Genomic DNA, 17,901 nt, shown 5'->3' on the forward strand with positions numbered 1-17,901 from the left:
TTTGAAAAAGGTGCTAATAGTAGACGACTCGCTTGATATTCAAGCGAGTCTGAAGTTTTTACTTGAGGATGAAGGCTACGCTTGTCACGGTGTGGTTACACCAGAGGCAGCATTTGATTATGTCAGTGCACAGGAAGTGGACTTGGTGCTATTGGATATGAACTTTACCCAAGACACCACCAGTGGCAAAGAAGGGCTGGCGGCGATCGCTAAGCTCATTCAAATCGATCCGCTCTTACCCATTGTGGTGATGACTGGCTGGGCGACGTTAGACCTTGCCGTCGCTGCGTTAAAGCAAGGAGCGGCCGATTTCATTGAAAAGCCATGGGATGATGAGCGCCTTGCTCATAGCATCAAAGTACAAATCGAAAAGCGAGCTGACAGACAACATTTAGCGCGGCTATCTGCTGAAAACGAACGCCTTAAAAAGCCCCAACAAACGGTAGATTTTGTTACGCAAAGTGAGAAAAAACAGCGTGTGCTGACACAGCTCACCCAGTTAGCGCAAAGCGATATGAACATCTTGCTGACCGGTGAAAATGGCACAGGAAAGAGCTATTACGCGCAGTATGTACACGAGCACTCTAGCCGTGCTGGTGGTAGTTTTATCTCGATTAATATGGGGGCGGTGAGCGACGAGCTATTTAACTCTGAGTTATTTGGCCATAAAAAGGGGGCATTTACTGATGCGAAAGCAGATCGCGTGGGTGCATTTACACTCGCCAGTAATGGCTCGTTGTTTTTAGATGAAATCGCTAATTTATCTTTGCAGTCTCAAGCAAAATTGCTTCAAGTGCTAGAGGAGCGAAAGTACGTGGCGGTTGGCAGTCACAAAGTCTTGGACAATACGGCGAGGATTATTTCTGCCACTAACTGCCAACTCAATGGAGCGATTGCCAATAATCAGTTTCGCCAAGACTTATATTATCGATTAAATACTATAGAAGTAGAAATACCGCCTTTAAGAGCGTGCCCAGAGGATATCTTGCCATTAGCAGAGCGCTTTTTAATGCGCTTTAGCTATGATTATAAAAAACCACTACCGAGCATCATGCCTTGTGCAGCTAAAGCACTGAATGTATACGATTTTCCAGGTAATGTGAGAGAGCTTAAGCATATGATGGAGCGCGCGGTGTTTACTTGTTCAAATGCTCAGGTATTTGCCAGTGATTTGGCGCTCAACTCTACACCGCACTCAGCGTTGCAATCCATGAATACTGCTACTGTGAGCGCGCCAGAAAATCATGATTTAACACTGGATGAAATTATTGAGCAAGCACTCTTTAAAAGACTGGAATTTCATGGTGGTAACGTATCAAAAGCGGCGAAGAGCTTGGGACTATCGCGCAGTGCGTGGTATCGCAAAATGGACAAATATGAGTAGGAGATAAGCAAACTTGTTTTATCAATTTGGACACTGGTTGTTAAGTGCATTACTACTTGTAATTGTTAACGTTTTACTCCTTGTGCACGACTACCCAGCAACACTTATTATGTTGATAGACTTAGTATTCGCCCTATGTTTTGCATTGCTTGCTTATCAATATGGTGCGACTAGACAAAACACCATTAATCTCATTGATACCTTGTTGATATCACTTCGCCAAGGCGATTATGCGCTACGAGCGGTACACGGCAAAGACACACAATTACGTTCAACGGTGGAACACTTAAATGCACTAGCGCAAACCATGCAAGCCGATCAGCGCGCGCTGGCAGAGCAAAGCAACTTGCTAAAGCAAATCATTGAAAAGCTTGATTGTGCACTTATCGTGTTTGACAGTCAAAGCGTTGCATTTGCCAACAGCTACGCTGAGCGCACCTTTTTTGACTGCTATAAAGACGATGCTTGGCGCTGGTTTCAGTCATTACATGCTCAGCAAAAACAAGGAAAGGTATCGGTGATGCTCGACGGCACCGAGCATGCTTTTTTGCTTGAACACGACAGCTGCTACATTGCCAATAAACCTCATACCTTACTGGTTTTAAAACAGCTCGATAGTATTCTATATCAGCAAGAAAAAGACGCCTTACAGCGTTTTGTTCGTATTTTAAGTCACGAGATCAATAACACTCTAGCGCCAATCGGCACGGTAGCGCGCAGCCTTACCAAGCGCTTAAACGGTGAGTTAGATATCGAAAGGTTTAACAGTGGTCTGTCACTCATCAATGAGCGTGCCAATTACCTTAAATCTTTTATGGGCAACTATGCCTCTCTTGCCAAACTGCCTCCTGCGCACAAGCAAATTGTCGCGCTTAGCGAGTTTTGCGCTCAACTACAAAGTATCTACCCTCAACTAAAGGTAGAAAGCACCGCCGATCTGCTCGGTTTTTTTGATACAAGCCAAATCAAACAGGTACTTTGTCATCTTATTAATAATGCCCAAGAAGCGTGCACGCCTTCGCCAGAAGTCACACTCAACATCACCCCAGATGCTTACAAATTAGCGTTTTCGGTCACAGACACTGGCCCCGGTTTTTCTAACCTAAACGAAGCCGCTGAAGCATTTTACACCACCAAAGCTGATGGCAACGGCATAGGTCTAATGCTCTCTCGCATCATTATTGAAAACCACGGCGGGCAACTTAAACTAGGCAATAATCCAAGCGGTGGTGCAAAAGTCAGTTTTAGCGTAGAGTGCAGTGGGAGTTGAGTAAAGGTGGCGCGCAAATTGAAATTACATTAGGGCCTGTTGACCTTTGCTGCAAAAACAAACTTGAAAGATAAACAGGCCCTAGGGCTATGTGTTAAAAAATGAAATGACTAGCCGCATATGGAAGTCATTATTTCTATACAATCTAGGAGAAGGAAAGGAATGGAAGTAGTCGCAAAAAGGATCTCAAAAATATCTCTATTAAAGATTTTATTCATTGGCTTCACCATTAGTATGAGCATTTTAACTACTTGTTTTGGGATCGCAGCATTATTTGGTTTTAATACAATAGAGTGGTTTGGTGAATATAAAACAGGTATTGAGGGTGTTTTTTATGGTGTCTTAATGGGACCAATATTCGGTGCTATTTTATCATGTATGTCATGGGTAGCTATAACTCTAGGGCTTTGGGTATACTCCTTTTTTAACCCTATAAAAGTCTCTTTTAGGCATGTCATTGAACACCAAGAATGACAAAACCACCAAAAGAACAACAAAATGACAAGACACCCACCTCAAAGATACAGTAAAAACGGTTCAAGTTTGTTGTGGGTGTCAGCCATTATCATTTGTTATTTCACTATCCACGGCACTATGACATGGTCATAACCAATGCTTAAAGACACATAGACTAATAGCGCAGCCATTATTAAGTTAAAAGCTTTAAAATACTTGGGAGCAGAAATCTGTTTACCCATCATAGAACCCACTATCGAGTAGCTAGTGGGGGCACCGAATGCAAGTGCGGCAAGGAGCATTGACCATATGACAACTGCATTGCCCGTAATGCCAACGCTTGGAAACTGAATGGTAGAAACCGGCAACGTTGCGATTAGCGCTTTGGGGTTGAGTAGCTGCATGAAAAGTCCGTCTCGAAAGCTCAACGATTTGGCCGTACTTTGCTTATCAGAGAGCTCGACGTTAGCATGCGCTACTTTCCAAGCAATATATAGAATATAAAGGCACCCAGCCAAGCTGATAAAAGGCAGTACGTGTGGATTGATAAACTTGAGCCCAACAATCCCTAAGATAACGAACAAGATGAACATTGCCACTCCAACGCCGGCGAAAAAACCGAGGTGAACACGCGTCTGTTTGTTTAGACCACTATGTAGACCTAGCAAGTTGATGGGCCCAGGGGTATACATTACCCCGATAGCATAGGCGAAAATTTCTGACATGATTTACTACTCCGATATAAGCAGTCGACGAGCTAACTTAACGGCCCAACTGCAACTGAAATTGTTTTGGTGTCATGCCAAATACGCGTTTAAAGTTACGATTTAAGTGACTGGCATCAGCAAAGCCGGACTCTACTGCTGCGGTGGTGGCGCTACGGCCTACAAGCAGCTGTTTGCGAGCATAGTTGATGCGACAATTCAAAACATACTGGTGTGGAGTAATGCAAAAGTGTTCTCGAAAAGCTCGAATAAAGTGATATTTAGACATATTGGCAACAGCAGCGATATCATCAACTGAAATATCGTTGGCAAGATTAGCCAATATATAGTCTTTAGCTCTTAGTACTAAGGTTTCAGTCCTTGTTTTACGAAGTGGTAATTCTAAACAGCCATGCAAACGAACCAATGATTGAGCCAACTGAAACAAAGCGGCTTCATGCTCAATTTTGGAGTAGGATCGTCCCAAAAGTTGCTGAGATATAGTAAGGACTTGATAGCGCAACAGTGCGTCATTGAACAAGGTGTTGTTAAGTCTTAGTACTGTTTCTTGTTTATAACCAAGAGCGCGAAACAGTGGTTGCAATTCTCTTGGGTGCACGTAAAGCATCACATATTCTAAGCTGTGTTCGCCTCCAGAGTGGCCGTCATGGATATCTTCGGGATTGAAAAGCATTACGCAGCCAGGCTGACTTTTATAAAAAGCACTGCGACAGAAAAAGTCTTGTCTGCCTTTTAGAGTGAGCCCGATCGAGTACTCTTCATGAGCATGTTTGGTGTAGGTGAAATCACTCATGGTTGCGCACAGCATGGACACATCATCCTGCTGAGCACTATGGGTATATATAAAGTGATTATTTTTACTCACACTCCCTCCTTCTGTTTGAGCACTTTTGCAAAACTACCAAGTCAATATATTCAAGCTATCAATAAAAAACTTGAACGAAATTGCTGATGTATCCACTGTACAGTTTGCTAATTATCCGAAGCTCAGGTTAATTAAGTATGCATTTGTGTTATTCAGGCTCTACTCGTATGCAGTTTCTACCTGCTTTTTTCGCTTGATATAGGGCAGAGTCAACTCGTTTTAGCATCTCTGATAGGTCTTGACCATGTTGTAAACTACCTACGCCGAAACTGGCTGTGATCTTGTGTCGGCAGGATAATTGAATGGCTTCAATCGCTTTACGGATCCGCTCTGCTACTTTCTGTGCATCATTGAGACTGGTGTTGGGGCATAAGATAAGAAACTCTTCACCTCCCCAGCGAGATGCTATGTCGGTTGACCTTAGACTATCTTGAATTTCTCTCGACACGAGCATCAGCACTTCATCGCCAATATGGTGGCCAAACCTATCGTTCACTTGCTTAAACAGATCCAAGTCCAGAATAATCGTGCTGAGGGGGAGGCCGTTACTTAAACACTTTGCTGTTTCCTCGTTTAATGCCTGATTCATTTTTCTACGGTTATATAAATTGGTTAGTTCATCCTTATTCGAAAGTACCTCCAATTGTTCCGCCTTGACTTTATCTTGTGTGACATCCAGCATTAGGCCTATTGAGTTAAGTGGCTGGCCAATACCGTTTAGCAGTGTTTCACAGTGGTGTCTTACATAGAGTGTTGAGCCGTCAGCTCTAGTTACAACATGCTCAAATGTGGTGCTTCCACCGTGAACAAAGACATTATGGAGCTGTTGTTTTATTGCTAACTCGGCGCTTGGGTCTAGCGTATTGATAAAGGCGTCCCACTGTGTGATGGTTTCGCCATCAATACCGAGCATTGCGGCAAGCTTATCACTCATCTTAACGCTGTAGGTAAGGTGGTTTAGCCGCCAGATACCTACATTGGCAAGTTTTTGAATATCTAGCAGGGCTTTTCTGTCGTACTCATTCTCACGTAACCTTTGTTGCAGCTTGTGGTTTTCTATTTCTAATGCCAGAACTTCATCTTCTAGTTTGGTAATTCGCTCTGCGTTATCCGATTTAGGTGGAAATACTTCGCTCATGCATAATCCATTGGCTAATTCAATTTTTCTACGAACGTGAATTAAGTGCTTCTTCGGCCATTTTTGTGCCGACCAGTCGCGATTTTATTTTTTCATACACTATTTCTCTGGTTGTTGAACAATCATCAGCGAATGGCGAAAAACCGCAATCATCACAAGTGCCTAGCTGCGGAATGGGAATAAACTCACTTGCGAGTAATACGAGATCTCTTACAGATTCAGGGCTCTCTATTTCGCGACTGTTCGGGTTAATCACGCCAATAAATACACGTTGGAAGGGCTTGAGGATGCTGCCTATCAGCTTCAGGGTTTTCTTGGGATTCTCTTCACCTCTAAGTGCAACGTAGAAGCTTCCTGCATTAATGTCGAAAAGCGTAGGTAATAGATATTTATAGTCTATGTCTGCGCTATGGGTTGCATCAATATCGGCACCCGGACAGGTGTGAATACCAATGCGTTGCCTTTCGCTATCACTAAATTGGGCGAGACATTTATTGATCAGTTCAACAAAGGACTTGAGGGTCTGACCTGAAGGATCTAGCTTTAAAGAAAGCCTCGCTTCAGTAAAGTCAATTTGTACCTTGTGCGCACCTAGTGCTAAGCAGCGTTTTACTTCGCCAACATGCTCGTTTATCAAATCACTAATAAAGCTTTCATGATCATAATTTTCAATCCCGTGAGATGGATAAACTAAGCTCAACATTGAAGGAGAAATAACGGCTTGCTTGACTGGCACGGTTGCATGCTTGAGTGCAAAAGCGAGAAATTCATCCGCGGTATGTTGATAGCGAAATGGCGGAACTTTGAGATGTGGAGCAAAAACCCGAGAGTGACCATCGTCAAAATCAACGAGCAGGCCCTGATCTGAGTAACAAGGTGAGTCGTGTAAGCAGTAGTGAGCAAAACCATCAAACTTTCTTTGCTCGCCATCACTGACGACCTTACAGCCAATCGCTTCGAGCTCTTTTATCACCAGTTGTGTTTCACGCTCTGCGATTTCGTTTAAAACCGCGTAACTTATCTTTCCTTGCTTATAGTTCCTGTAAGCATTTATTAAACAGGGATTTCGAGGAATTGATCCGATTTGTTCACTGGGGATCTGGAGCCGCGTCATCGTAGTCTACCTTATCGTGTTGCTTATTCTAATTAACGCCATAAAAAGGCCATAAACAGTCAAACAAATGTGTGCTTATACTAACCCATATATTTTATCTGTTTTGCAAACACACAAGTGCCTCTGTGAGTATAGGATCAGATAGATATAATTGCCTTGATTACATGGGATTTTACTTAATGAGATAACCGTTAGCGGAAACTTTTAAGCGAGGTTAGGTGGTGTTTTAAAGCTAACTTGAAATGCTAATTTTAAATGCGAACTTTAAAAGTAGTGAGTTCGCTACTTCTCTAAATTTTAGATTAAAAACAAGTCGATTTATGAAAAAAGCCGCTTTGTGCGGCTTTTCTCTTTACTTCTTGTATTTTTCAAACCAAGCTAGCGTGTGCTCGATTTTGCTGATCATCCGAGAAGGACGGCCGGCAATTCCATGTGGCGCACCTGGAATTTTGACCAGTACAGAGTCAATTTTACGTAGCTTAAGCGCTTGGTAGAACTGCTCAGTTTCGGCCATTGGCGTGCGCAAGTCTTCTTCACCCGTCATTAGCATGGTTGGGGTGGTTACGTTGCCAACGAGCGAAAGCGGTGAGCGTTGCCAATAGTGTTCCATATGCTCCCATGGCATACCAGGAAATTGCGTTGGAATTTGACCAAGGCCACTGTCAGCGGTAAGCACTTTACTCAGCCAGTTGATCACAGGCTTTACGACAACCGCTGCGTTAAAACGGTTAGTTAAGCCAATTGCGTAGGCTGTTGCGATACCACCTGCAGAACCGCCAGCAATAAACAGATTATCTTTGTCGATAAAGCCTTTCTCAAGCATAGCGTCTACCCCTGAGTTATGATCGGCAAAGTCTTCTTTCGAGCTGTATTTGTATTTGAGCAACATAGCGAAGCGCTCGCCGTAAGAGCTGCTGCCTCTGTGATTGTCGTAAAATACCACGTAACCTTCAGCGGCATAACGCTGTAATTCTGCTGAGAAATGCGGGCCGTAGGCTAAGTGTGGGCCACCGTGAATTTCTAGTAGTAATGGGTATTGTTTTTTCGGGTCAAAGTTTGGTGGCGTAATATACCAGCCCTGAATTTTCTCCCCGTCGAACGACGACCTATACGTGATCTCATGCACTTTACCTAGGGTTTTATGTGCAAGTAGGTCTTCGTTAAGGCGGGTTAGTTGCGTTACTTTACCTTTTCTTGTTGTTATTGCGATGTCTGCCGGGCGCTCACTCGACCCTTGAGTAAAGGCAATTTCCCCATCAAAATTAGCACTAAACTCACCGCTTAGATAAGGGCGACCAAGGGTTGTGCCTGAGAGCGTATCTGTGATGTCGGTAATGTTGCCTTTTGTGGTAATGCTCGCGAGCTTTCGCTTGCCGTGGTCGTCGTACGTCATCGCCAGTCTATCACTGCTAATCCAAGTTGGGTCTTGGATTGAGCGGTCGAAGTCTTTGGCAATCATGTGAGAGGTTTTGTCCTGCCAATCCATAATATTCAGTTTGCTATTACGGTAAGGGTTTAGCGCGTTCGATGCACTAAGGTAAGCCAGCTTTTTACCATTTTCGGAAAAACTAGGCGCGTACTCACGACCTGGAGCAGATGTAAGTTGGGTGATATTACGGTTAAAATCAACTTCGAATAAGTCGCCTTCTAGGCGCTTGTATTCCCAGTCTGCGATACGGTTTGCTGAAAACACAATCGCCTGTGCGTCTGCTCGCCACGCGAGTTTCCCACTATGGTGATAATTACCAGAGGTTAATTGGCGTGGCGTGCCGCCTTCACTCGGTAACACGAAAATATGGCGATAGCCGGGTTTGATAAGGCCTCGGCCATCAGCTTGGTAGTAGGCTTTGTCGATAACAATGGCAGAGTCGGACCACTTCGCGCCTTTTGGTTTTTCTGGCATTTTGGCGATGACCGCAGGCTTTTCAGCAACCTTTTGGCTAAAAGCCAGCCATTTGCCATCTGGTGACCAAGTTAAGCCACTGATCCCAGATTGCAACTGTGTAAGTAGTGCCGTACGGTTTTGAGCAAGATAATGTACATGAATTTGTGTGCTGCCAGATACATTGCTCACAAAGGCGATTTTGCCACCATCTGGCGACCAGCGAGGTTGACTGTAATTGTTTTCATCAGAGAAGAGTGGCGATTGTGCGCCAGATTTTGTATCGACAAGCCACAGGTTTTGTCGCTTAGCATCCTTCATTACATCATTGCTGTTACGCACATATACCACTTGAGTACCATCTGGTGATATTTGCGGGTCGTTTGCATATTCCAGCTCAAAAATGTCTTGAGCCTTTAATCCCACCTCAGTCTGCGCGACTGTTGGCAATGCAGCGCAAGCCAGTAAAGTGCAAATGAGCGTCCGTTTCAATCCAAAAGGCATAATGCCACCTTCTATATAATTTTTATTTAGGGCTTCATAGTTATTCAGGCGCAATTCAATGTCACCTAATACGCGATAGAACGAAATAAAAACTCGATGTGTCAAATAAAATGGGAGTGAGTGTTGTTTTTTAGACTCATGCGTTCATTCATGCATAACCCAACTTAATTATCACTTTTTAGACAACCGGTAAGTAGTTAGTATCTTACCTTGCTCTGAATACTGTTCTACTTCATACTCTCCCGGACCTAAAAAGAGAGGTTCAGGGGTGGTACAGTGCATTGTGCTCCGATCGTATAAATAACGGGTGTGATTTTCAATTAAAAAGGCAACAAGTAGCGTTTGGCCCTCGCATTTACTGATCTTGACGGGCATCCATTTATCTCCTAGCTCTACTCTCGCACCATAGGCCTTATTTCGGCTACCTAGTTGGATTAGGTAATCAGTATTGAAATTGTCATTTTGGGAGACGTCAAACGTAGCCACTTCTGGTTGTATAAGGTTTCTTACAACAATAGAAATACTAATGACCTCTCCCTGAGATGTTTCTGCTAGATGGTTGGATAGCATCTGTATTGTATATTCTTTATTATTCTTACGGTTTCGCTCAAAAACGTGATTATGGCCTACAAATACAATAAGTTTTTCTCTATGGTTAAGCTTATCAGTAATACTTGCCAAACGTGCAGCCATTGCCTCCTTCCTAGCCTGCTGTTTTTCTGGCCAAGGTAATTCGCTTTTGTTAACGGAAACAGGTTCGTGTCCATACAATGTAAACCCTAATGCTTTTGCATACCTTATGAGGGCTGCAAACACAGGCTCTGTCGTGTAAACTCCATTAACAGCCATAAACTCTTTTTCTGTATCTGAAAAGGCTTCAAAGCTGATATGAGTAAAACCTAATGCCTTTAATTCCAGTAATTTACTTTTTAAGAATGCTCTTGGTTCATGTAATGCGTGATTATCATTGATCGCTAACACTTTTACTTTCGGGCTTTTTAGATGAGTCACAATCTTTTTCCAGCTACTTTGAGAAAGAGTTATATCGTTGTTGGGAAGCGAACCTTGAAAAAGTAATTCAAGTGCCATTCCATTATGCCCAGATAATCCGTAATACTGTGCCTGTAATTGTTTCGGGAGTTTTTCTATCGTTTCTTTGCTACTTGGAATATTTTGAGATAATTGCCAAATTTCGTTGGCACTTAATGGAGCGTAAAAAAACATAAGGAGAAGAGTTAAGAGTTTCATATTTTTCACCGAAATGAGATCAGATTGCTCTGATCTCAATAATGAACATTAATCTTGACCATCGTCTCCGCCGTCACTATCAGGTGTACTCGTCATTGTATCGCACCCGCATGGATTGTCAGGCTGTCTAATACCACCCCCAGCAATAGAGGAGAGCTCCGAGTCTCTAATGTCTCTTACTTTAGGTTCAACCTGATCTCGGTGTTTTAGGATGAAAGGAGTCACAGATTTCATATGAAATTTCCTTATGAATTTTTAATTTGAGTCTAAGCGCTCAAGTGCTACTTCACTATATGGGAGTATATGTTAGCCAACGTGTTTGCATAATTTGTAGATATTTGAAATCCACATACTGGTTCCAACCACTCCCAAATACCGTCCTGATTACATTCTAAAAATACAAAATTACCCTGTTTATCTACTATCATGTCAATACTTCCAAAAGTTAACTCAGCTAGCTCCATGTATTTCAAAATAGAATGTTTAATATAGTCAGGAAGTTGATAGCAAGTAAAATCTAGAGATAAGTTACCAAAGCGCCAATCAGTTTCCGTAGAATTGTATTGTTGAGAATCCACTTTAAATGCTAGCAAATCATGTCCAGTTACAACGATCCTAAGCTCAAATTCTTTGACTATCTCGGGCATCAAAAAAGTAGGCGCAATCGACAGTTCTTCTTGATCTGAATCCAGTAAATGCTCTTGCTCAAGTCTTAGAGTCATAAAATTGTAAGGGATATCAGCTTCGTTGCTTTTTGGTGGGATCTTCCTTCCTGATAAGGTTTTGATAACGCATTGCTGCTGATAACTGAAATCAACTAAATGTGATTTATTATTACTCACTATAGACGGTGCAATATTAAGTCCCGCTTGCTTTGCCAATATGCATTGTTTTATTTTTGAACGGTTTCGAAGAGAAGATACTGAGTTAAATGTCTTTCCTTCATATAAAGCGAGTAGGTTCTGATAGAATCCATTCCATTCATTTTCTAATACTTTTGCAGCCCTTTTATCTTCAATATCAAAGTAAAACCCTGTTCCTTCGAAAATTTTCTTTCGATTCCATATAATACTTCTTTCAGGTATTTTTTTATTGTTGTGGAAAAGACTGAAAAGGCCGTTACTATCTTGTTCAATAGTGTAAAGTTGAGGTTGAAATGGATCGAAAATAACGGTCTCAATACCTTTGTCGTTTAGCTTTCCTACAACTCTTGAGACTGACGGATCTTTTTTTGCACCAATTACTAGTATCATTAAACTTCCTTTTTAATGTGAGTTAAAAGTAAAAAATATAATACAAGCCTATGACTTTTTTTTTGATTGTCAATAAACTGGCTGTGTTGTGCCACTATCATCCCTAAAAGAGGCACGTGATTTAGGTTACATTCTAGCAACTAAAACTGTTGTTAATTCAGTTTTTATCAAGCTGATTTTTTGGCTAATAGCTCTTGGCGCACGAGTTCAGCCCCTGCGCTCAATGCAGCTAGCTTACCTCTTGCCACATCACGAGAAAGTGGTGCCATACCGCAGTTAGTGCATGGGTAGAGTTTGTCGGCGTCAACAAACTCAAGCGCTTTGCGTAGCGTGTTGGCAACTTCTTCTGGCGTTTCGATGGTGTTGGTTGCAACATCAATTGCACCAACCATCACTTTTTTACCACGGATCAACGCTAACAAGTCGATTGGCACGTGAGAGTTATGGCACTCTAAAGAGATAATATCGATATTGGATTTTTGTAGCTTAGGAAACGCCTCTTCATATTGACGCCATTCTGATCCTAAGGTCTTTTTCCAATCGGTGTTGGCTTTAATGCCGTAGCCGTAGCAAATATGCACTGCGGTTTCGCATTTGAGTCCTTCAATAGCCCGTTCAAGCGCCGCAATGCCCCAGTCGTTGACCTCATCAAAAAATACATTAAAAGCAGGTTCGTCGAACTGAATGATATCGACTCCAGCGGCTTCCAGCTCTTTGGCTTCTTGGTTCAGGATCTTCGCAAATTCCCACGCTAGCTTTTCACGGCTTTTGTAGTGGTCATCATACAGCGTATCTATCATCGTCATAGGACCTGGCAACGCCCATTTGATAGGTTTGTCTGTTTGGCTGCGTAAAAATTTGGCATCTTCAACAAAAACTGGCTTTTGGCGAGATACTGGGCCAACCACGGTCGGAACACTGGCATCATAGCGGTCGCGAATTTTTACCGTTTGACGCTTCTCAAAGTCCACACCGCTTAGGTGTTCAATAAAAGTGGTTACAAAGTGTTGACGGGTTTGCTCGCCGTCACTCACGATATCAATCCCTGCAAGTTGTTGCTCTTGCAAAGCAATACGTAGCGCATCGTTTTTGCCATCAATAAGCTCGTCGCCCTCTAGTTTCCAAGGTGACCACAGGGTTTCTGGCTGAGCAAGCCAAGCGGGCTTAGGTAAACTGCCAGCAGTAGACGTTGGTAATAGTGTTTTCATAATAAATGCTGTTCCATATTCCCGTTGATTATAAAGCGTAATTTGCAGACCACTGTTCAAGCACGGTTTGGTAAGGCTTGATAAAATGCTCTTCGGCAAATCGACCTTGTGCAATCGCCAACTGGCTGCGCTCTTCGCGGTCATAAACAATCTGTGTTAATGAGTGATCTAGGTTTTTCAAGTTTGGCTGATAGCACTTGCCCGCAACCGCATTGGCGTTGTAAATCTCAGGGCGGTAGATCTTTTGGAATGTTTCCATGGTGCTGATGGTGCTGATCAACTCCAGATTGGTGTAGTCATTCAGTAAGTCACCAAAGAAGTAAAAAGCCAAAGGTGCAACGCTATTTGGTGGCATAAAGTAGCGCACCTGTAAGCCCATCTTTTTAAAATATTGCTCAGTTAATGATGACTCATTTGGCTGATATTCAAAGCCAAGCACTGGGTGCTGATTTTCAGTGCGGTGATAGGTTTTGTTATCTGATACGCTTAGGCAAATCACCGGTGTCTTACTAAAATGAGTTTTGTAAGTATCTGAATCGACAAAGTATTTAAATAGCTTCCCATGCAAGTCGCCAAAGTTAGCTGGGATGCTGAATTTAGGTTGATCTTTATTATGATCAAGCAATAGCACGCTAAAGTCGTAGTCACGTACGTAAGATGAGAAGTTGTTACCAACAATTCCCTCAATGCGTTCATTAGTTTTGTGGTCAACGATATTGGTTTTTAACACCTCAATTGACGGGAAAGTTTGTCCACTACCGGCAATATCCATATCTACTGAGACTATCTCAAGCTCAACAGAGTAACGGTCGCCTTTTGGGTTATCCCAGTTAGCCAATGCGTTAAAGCGATTATCAATCATCTTTAAGGCATTGCGTAAGTTCTGCTGGCGGCTTTCGCCTCTTGCTAAGTTAGCAAAGTTGGTGGTGATCCGCGTGCTGTTTGACGGATGGTAATTTTCGTCAAGACGAATGCTCTTAATAGTGAAAGTAAACTCGTTATTCATGTTCTTCAGGTATCCAATTCTAATGCTAACGCGCTCGGCAATTACGTTTCACTGCGGTAAACAGGTATCCACGGGGACGCAGTGAGAGTGCCGAACATTAAGTGATGTGAGATTTATACGTGGATCATAAGATGAAGAAAAACGGTTTTATTTCACATAAAACATGAGTCTGATTCATGAGTTACAAAAATAGATGCCGCTTATTGAGTCGCATGTGCAGAAAATATGAGCAATTGCAGAGTAAAACCTGGTGGGAATCTGAAAGTCTAGACTGCTAAATGTCTAGGTTGCATTTGTTTCAAGTAAAACGTGAGGAATATTCAAGGCCTATCTGAGTCAAAAGCACCAATGGCAAAGCGTTATGTTGTTATACTCGCCAGCGCTTAGGTGACAGAAAGGCGAAAAGCAACGCCTATATTACTTACTTAGGTGATTGCGCCTCAATGAAAAGAAGAGATAAGTGGAATGAGTGAGTTGATATTGTTGTTTGTGTATTGTGCACTACTCGGTAGTGTTGTCGGCTTTTTAGCAGGACTGTTGGGTATTGGCGGTGGGCTGGTTATTGTTCCGGTGCTGAGCAGTATTTTACTGAACTTTAACGTGTTACCACCGGAGCAAGTGGTCATAGCCGCTGTAGCGACATCGCTGGCATCCATTTTATTTACTTCTACCTCTTCGGCAATCGCGCATCATAAAAATGGCAATGTACCGTGGGATTTAGCGCCGTGGATAATGACAGGCGTTGCACTGGGTGCGCTTATTAGTGGTTTTTTGGCAGCGCTATTACCCGAAACCGCAGTGCGTATTGTATTTGCAGTAAGCGTAGTATTGATAGCAATAAAAATGTTTTATAGCAGTAAAAATGAGAGCACAACCCAAAGACAGTTACCGAATAAAGGTGTACTCACGGTATTAACGACGATCACCGGTGGTTTATCTGCCATGATAGGCATTGGCGGTGGAGCGCTGTTGGTACCGTTGTTGACGTTTTTCTCTGTCGATATGAAAAAGGCCATTGGCTGCGCTTCTGCATGTGGCATTGTTATCGCACTTTTTGGCTCTGTTGGCTACATTAGCTCGGGTAGTGCGCACTTTGCACTCTCGGATGGTTTCGCCGGATTTGTTTATTTACCTGCCCTTTTTGGGATTGTGTGCACGTCTTGGTTTACCGCTCCGATGGGGGCCAAAGCCACACATCACTTGCCTGTTGCCACGATTAAAAAGGTATTTGCGGTGCTGCTACTAGTGATGGCGGTGAATATGGCGGTGAATTAGAAAGCTAGCGCTGTTAATGCGCTCTTTTTTTGGGTAAATTTGTTCGAGTTTTGTTTTATTAAGCGTTATCGACCTTTGACAAAAATTGAAATTAAAAGGCTTATCAAAGAGATCCAACTCTTATTCCCTGAAGTTGTTCCTTTGATGGCCGAGCATGAAAAGTGCGCAACAAGCTTTCGCATGGAAGCGTTTGCAAACCTGACTACTTACGCCTTTAACAACGGTGAATTAGAGGTCGCAGCGGCATATCTAGACTATATAAACAACAAGCTAACTAACGCAAGTCCGCCACTGTGCAATTTTATTGATGCGTATTATGTGGAGCATCTCTTTTGGCGTGCAACACAACGAGGTATAGATTTAGGGTGGCCGCTGCTCCCAACCAACTTAAAAGCCTTATATCTCGACTTTCATGGAAACATACCTACCCCGAGGACTTAATTCAAAACTGGCGCAAGTTCAATTGAGTGGGTATATTCAATCGTGATCCACATATAGTCGAATACACGGGTAAAGAGATGATAAGAGAGATAACTCGGGGTGATTTTGAGTCGTTTTGGCCAACATTTTCAGAAGTTATCCAAGCGCAAGAAACGTATGCATTTGACTCAACCATGAGTATGGAGCAGGCATTTTTACTTTGGTGCGAAACGCCGCTCAAAGCCTATGTATTTGTTGAACACGGTGAGGTACTTGGCACTTACTATTTAAAACAAAATGCACAGGGCCCGAGCAGTCATATATGTAACTGTGGTTACATGGTGTCGAGTTTGGCTCGTGGTAAAGGAATTGCACGGCTGATGTGTGAACATTCCCAGCAACAAGCGTTAGCGCTGGGGTTCGAAGCCATGCAATTTAATAGCGTGGTATCGACCAATGAACTGGCGATTAAACTTTGGCAAAATCTTGGTTTTACCATTGTGGGCACTATTCCCAAGGCTTACAAGCATCCTAGGCAGGGTTTGGTCGATAGCTATGTTATGTACAAATGGTTGGCTGATTAAAGTGGACAGGCTCTAAACTAACGTGGCGAATGTTTTGCGCAGTCGATCAGTATTTGTTTACTGCGCATAGCCTTAAGTAAAAAGCTGATAAGCCGCTTGACGTTGGGTAAGGATTTTTTTGTTGGATGGGTTAAGATCCATAAATCTGCATAGTGTTCACTCGCTGGTGCAAATTCGATTAAATTAGGAAAATGCCTTGCAATATAATGCGCCCCTCTGATCATACCAAGCCCTTTGGATGCAGCCTGATGACGCAGCACTAAATCTTCGATTGATAGAGAAATTGGGGCGTTTGGATAGGGCGTATCAAGTAGCCAAGTCGGTCTTTCTGTTACGCTGGCGGTTATCCAAGAAACGTTTTCACTCGTGCGTTTATCGAGATAGTCTTTATGCATGAAGTAGCCAAGTGAAATCGGAAATAGCCGGTGACCAACTAAGTGCTCATCCGGAACGTGAGAAGCTCGGATCACAACGTCGGCCTCTGATTTCTCTAGATCGGAAAGTGCATAAGTAGTATTTATCGACAGCGTGAGATAAGGATTGTTTTGCTGAAATTCATGTAATTCGTCTAACAAGACAAACTGCAAAATTGCTGGGGGGATAGATAGGTTTATTTGTTGTTTTAACTGCTTAACCGAAGTGTTAATTTGGCTTAAGTGAGGGGCAAGGCAGGCTTCCATATTTTCAGCGGCACTGAGCAGCTGCAGTCCCAATTCAGAAAACGTGACTTTGCCTTGCGAAAGCATGCATATATCAAGACTAAAGCGTTGATTTAAAACATGTAGCCTACGAGATACTGTCGTGTGGTTTACGCCGAGAACTTTGGCCGCACCTCTGAGTGTATTGGCGCGCTTTAAGGCAAGCAGTAATTGAAAGTCATCCCAGTTTTCCATGCCTACAACACCAAAGTTTAGATGTAATTAAAGTAAAGTGTTTTTCGCATCATGTACAGCGAACGCAGATATTTTCCATTCACCATCAACTAAATAGACGTAGTAGCTTGCGCCTACTTTATTAAAAAGTGCGCCTGATTGGGTGTATCGCTCAGCGATGTTGCTCACTAACGCAATATTTTTATCAAGAAAATGAATACTGACCTTGCTCCATTTTACGTAACTGACACCATCTTCTTTTAGGCGTGTTAAGAATACTTGCACCTGTTTATTCATTTGCGTTTGCGTGATCACGCTCGGTTTTGAACTTGATGACATTAGCATGAGCGTATCTGTGTACAATTGAGGGCTGGTAGGTAAATCACCAGTTTGTAGATAATGGTTGTATTTACTCATGTAGCTGTCGAACAGTATATTGATTTTAGTTGTGTCCGTTTCTGCCAATAACTGGCTACTAAAAGTAAATAAAATAAACAAGATGGCTGCTCTCATAAGATATTGCTCCAAGTCAGTTTTTTATGAGTCTAGCAGGCAATAACCAGTTTTATGTGGATTATTATGTGCTGACGATGTTGCGCTTACGCACCATGAAACTAAAGAATTTTACCTTTAGCCTTTTCAAATACAGGGTTAGCCTAATTGCCGAGTCAGCAAATCACTGATGATATCTGCAACA

General features: G+C 42.7%; 18 protein-coding genes. 6 read left to right on the plus strand and 12 right to left on the minus strand.

From position 1 onward, the window contains the following. Window position 1: 1 nt before the first annotated feature. The 3 genes from B1L02_RS22115 (at window position 2) to B1L02_RS22125 (ending at window position 3,128) form a co-directional block, all read left to right on the plus strand. Complete coding sequence (locus B1L02_RS22115; RefSeq protein WP_088532888.1) at window positions 2-1,384, plus strand: sigma-54-dependent transcriptional regulator; 1,383 nt, start codon at window positions 2-4, stop codon at window positions 1,382-1,384. Window positions 1,385-1,397: 13 nt separating this feature from the next. After that, the gene (locus tag B1L02_RS22120; protein ID WP_088532889.1) at window positions 1,398-2,654 is read left to right on the plus strand and encodes a sensor histidine kinase; all 1,257 of its coding nucleotides are present in this window, start codon (window positions 1,398-1,400) and stop codon (window positions 2,652-2,654) included. Window positions 2,655-2,816: 162 nt separating this feature from the next. Next, window positions 2,817-3,128 carry a hypothetical protein gene (locus B1L02_RS22125; RefSeq protein WP_088532890.1) on the plus strand — a complete coding sequence of 104 codons (312 nt, stop codon included), beginning with the start codon at window positions 2,817-2,819 and terminating at the stop codon, window positions 3,126-3,128. Window positions 3,129-3,226: 98 nt separating this feature from the next. Here the strand turns inward: B1L02_RS22125 and B1L02_RS22130 are convergent, their stop codons facing one another. The 10 genes from B1L02_RS22130 to B1L02_RS22175 all read right to left on the minus strand — a co-directional run bounded on the left by B1L02_RS22130 (window position 3,227) and on the right by B1L02_RS22175 (window position 14,053). Next, on the minus strand, window positions 3,227-3,835 hold the full coding sequence (locus B1L02_RS22130; RefSeq protein ID WP_088532891.1) for a LysE family translocator: 609 nt from the start codon (window positions 3,833-3,835) through the stop codon (window positions 3,227-3,229). 37 nt (window positions 3,836-3,872) lie between these two features. Continuing rightward, window positions 3,873-4,700 carry an AraC family transcriptional regulator gene (locus B1L02_RS22135; RefSeq protein ID WP_088532892.1) on the minus strand — a complete coding sequence of 276 codons (828 nt, stop codon included), beginning with the start codon at window positions 4,698-4,700 and terminating at the stop codon, window positions 3,873-3,875. Window positions 4,701-4,848: 148 nt separating this feature from the next. After that, window positions 4,849-5,838, minus strand: a complete 990-nt coding sequence (locus tag B1L02_RS22140; protein WP_088532893.1) for a sensor domain-containing diguanylate cyclase — start codon at window positions 5,836-5,838, stop codon at window positions 4,849-4,851. 28 nt (window positions 5,839-5,866) lie between these two features. Beyond that, the gene (locus B1L02_RS22145) at window positions 5,867-6,952 is read right to left on the minus strand and encodes a 5-methyltetrahydropteroyltriglutamate--homocysteine methyltransferase (RefSeq protein WP_088532894.1); all 1,086 of its coding nucleotides are present in this window, start codon (window positions 6,950-6,952) and stop codon (window positions 5,867-5,869) included. Between the two features lie 352 nt (window positions 6,953-7,304). Continuing rightward, on the minus strand, window positions 7,305-9,338 hold the full coding sequence (locus tag B1L02_RS22150) for a S9 family peptidase (RefSeq protein ID WP_088533143.1): 2,034 nt from the start codon (window positions 9,336-9,338) through the stop codon (window positions 7,305-7,307). Between the two features lie 171 nt (window positions 9,339-9,509). Further along, entirely contained in the window at window positions 9,510-10,586 is a 1,077-nt protein-coding gene (locus tag B1L02_RS22155) for a hypothetical protein (protein WP_088532895.1), read from the minus strand. Window positions 10,587-10,634: 48 nt separating this feature from the next. Beyond that, complete coding sequence (locus tag B1L02_RS22160) at window positions 10,635-10,820, minus strand: hypothetical protein (protein WP_088532896.1); 186 nt, start codon at window positions 10,818-10,820, stop codon at window positions 10,635-10,637. A gap of 47 nt (window positions 10,821-10,867) precedes the next feature. Continuing rightward, the gene (locus tag B1L02_RS22165; protein WP_088532897.1) at window positions 10,868-11,839 is read right to left on the minus strand and encodes a hypothetical protein; all 972 of its coding nucleotides are present in this window, start codon (window positions 11,837-11,839) and stop codon (window positions 10,868-10,870) included. Between the two features lie 167 nt (window positions 11,840-12,006). Next, window positions 12,007-13,047 (minus strand): methionine synthase, encoded by a 1,041-nt coding sequence (locus B1L02_RS22170; protein ID WP_088532898.1) that lies wholly within the window; start codon window positions 13,045-13,047, stop codon window positions 12,007-12,009. 28 nt (window positions 13,048-13,075) lie between these two features. Then, entirely contained in the window at window positions 13,076-14,053 is a 978-nt protein-coding gene (locus tag B1L02_RS22175) for a DUF1852 domain-containing protein (RefSeq protein ID WP_088532899.1), read from the minus strand. Window positions 14,054-14,518: 465 nt separating this feature from the next. Between B1L02_RS22175 and B1L02_RS22180 the strand changes: the two genes are divergently transcribed. The 3 genes from B1L02_RS22180 (at window position 14,519) to B1L02_RS22190 (ending at window position 16,332) form a co-directional block, all read left to right on the plus strand. After that, a complete protein-coding gene (locus tag B1L02_RS22180; RefSeq protein WP_088532900.1) occupies window positions 14,519-15,328 on the plus strand; it encodes a sulfite exporter TauE/SafE family protein in 810 nt (269 codons plus the stop codon). 75 nt (window positions 15,329-15,403) lie between these two features. Then, window positions 15,404-15,769 carry a DUF7674 family protein gene (locus B1L02_RS22185; RefSeq protein ID WP_167651284.1) on the plus strand — a complete coding sequence of 122 codons (366 nt, stop codon included), beginning with the start codon at window positions 15,404-15,406 and terminating at the stop codon, window positions 15,767-15,769. Window positions 15,770-15,846: 77 nt separating this feature from the next. Then, window positions 15,847-16,332, plus strand: coding sequence for a GNAT family N-acetyltransferase (locus B1L02_RS22190; protein WP_088532901.1), 486 nt, complete (start codon window positions 15,847-15,849; stop codon window positions 16,330-16,332). A 17-nt stretch (window positions 16,333-16,349) separates the two neighbouring features. Here B1L02_RS22190 and B1L02_RS22195 read toward each other — a convergent pair whose 3' ends face one another. Then, window positions 16,350-17,225 (minus strand): LysR family transcriptional regulator, encoded by an 876-nt coding sequence (locus tag B1L02_RS22195; RefSeq protein WP_088532902.1) that lies wholly within the window; start codon window positions 17,223-17,225, stop codon window positions 16,350-16,352. Window positions 17,226-17,252: 27 nt separating this feature from the next. Then, window positions 17,253-17,717: a hypothetical protein gene (locus B1L02_RS22200; RefSeq protein WP_088532903.1), complete on the minus strand. Its 465-nt coding sequence runs from the start codon at window positions 17,715-17,717 to the stop codon at window positions 17,253-17,255. Window positions 17,718-17,901: the final 184 nt, after the last annotated feature.

The organism is Pseudoalteromonas piscicida (assembly GCF_002208135.1).
In the GTDB taxonomy this organism is placed as follows: Bacteria; Pseudomonadota; Gammaproteobacteria; order Enterobacterales; family Alteromonadaceae; genus Pseudoalteromonas; species Pseudoalteromonas piscicida_A.

Bases quoted from the DNA above. Each gene is read 5' to 3' on its own strand.
- B1L02_RS22160 (WP_088532896.1), bottom strand. From the start codon at position 10,820: ATGAAATCTGTGACTCCTTTCATCCTAAAACACCGAGATCAGGTTGAA.
- B1L02_RS22165 (WP_088532897.1), bottom strand. From the start codon at position 11,839: ATGATACTAGTAATTGGTGCAAAAAAAGATCCGTCAGTCTCAAGAGTT.
- B1L02_RS22150 (WP_088533143.1), bottom strand. From the start codon at position 9,338: ATGCCTTTTGGATTGAAACGGACGCTCATTTGCACTTTACTGGCTTGC.
- B1L02_RS22130 (WP_088532891.1), bottom strand. From the start codon at position 3,835: ATGTCAGAAATTTTCGCCTATGCTATCGGGGTAATGTATACCCCTGGG.
- B1L02_RS22155 (WP_088532895.1), bottom strand. From the start codon at position 10,586: ATGAAACTCTTAACTCTTCTCCTTATGTTTTTTTACGCTCCATTAAGT.
- B1L02_RS22170 (WP_088532898.1), bottom strand. From the start codon at position 13,047: ATGAAAACACTATTACCAACGTCTACTGCTGGCAGTTTACCTAAGCCC.
- B1L02_RS22175 (WP_088532899.1), bottom strand. From the start codon at position 14,053: ATGAATAACGAGTTTACTTTCACTATTAAGAGCATTCGTCTTGACGAA.
- B1L02_RS22195 (WP_088532902.1), bottom strand. From the start codon at position 17,225: ATGGAAAACTGGGATGACTTTCAATTACTGCTTGCCTTAAAGCGCGCC.
- B1L02_RS22180 (WP_088532900.1), top strand. From the start codon at position 14,519: ATGAGTGAGTTGATATTGTTGTTTGTGTATTGTGCACTACTCGGTAGT.
- B1L02_RS22145 (WP_088532894.1), bottom strand. From the start codon at position 6,952: ATGACGCGGCTCCAGATCCCCAGTGAACAAATCGGATCAATTCCTCGA.
- B1L02_RS22140 (WP_088532893.1), bottom strand. From the start codon at position 5,838: ATGAGCGAAGTATTTCCACCTAAATCGGATAACGCAGAGCGAATTACC.
- B1L02_RS22190 (WP_088532901.1), top strand. From the start codon at position 15,847: ATGATAAGAGAGATAACTCGGGGTGATTTTGAGTCGTTTTGGCCAACA.
- B1L02_RS22200 (WP_088532903.1), bottom strand. From the start codon at position 17,717: ATGAGAGCAGCCATCTTGTTTATTTTATTTACTTTTAGTAGCCAGTTA.
- B1L02_RS22125 (WP_088532890.1), top strand. From the start codon at position 2,817: ATGGAAGTAGTCGCAAAAAGGATCTCAAAAATATCTCTATTAAAGATT.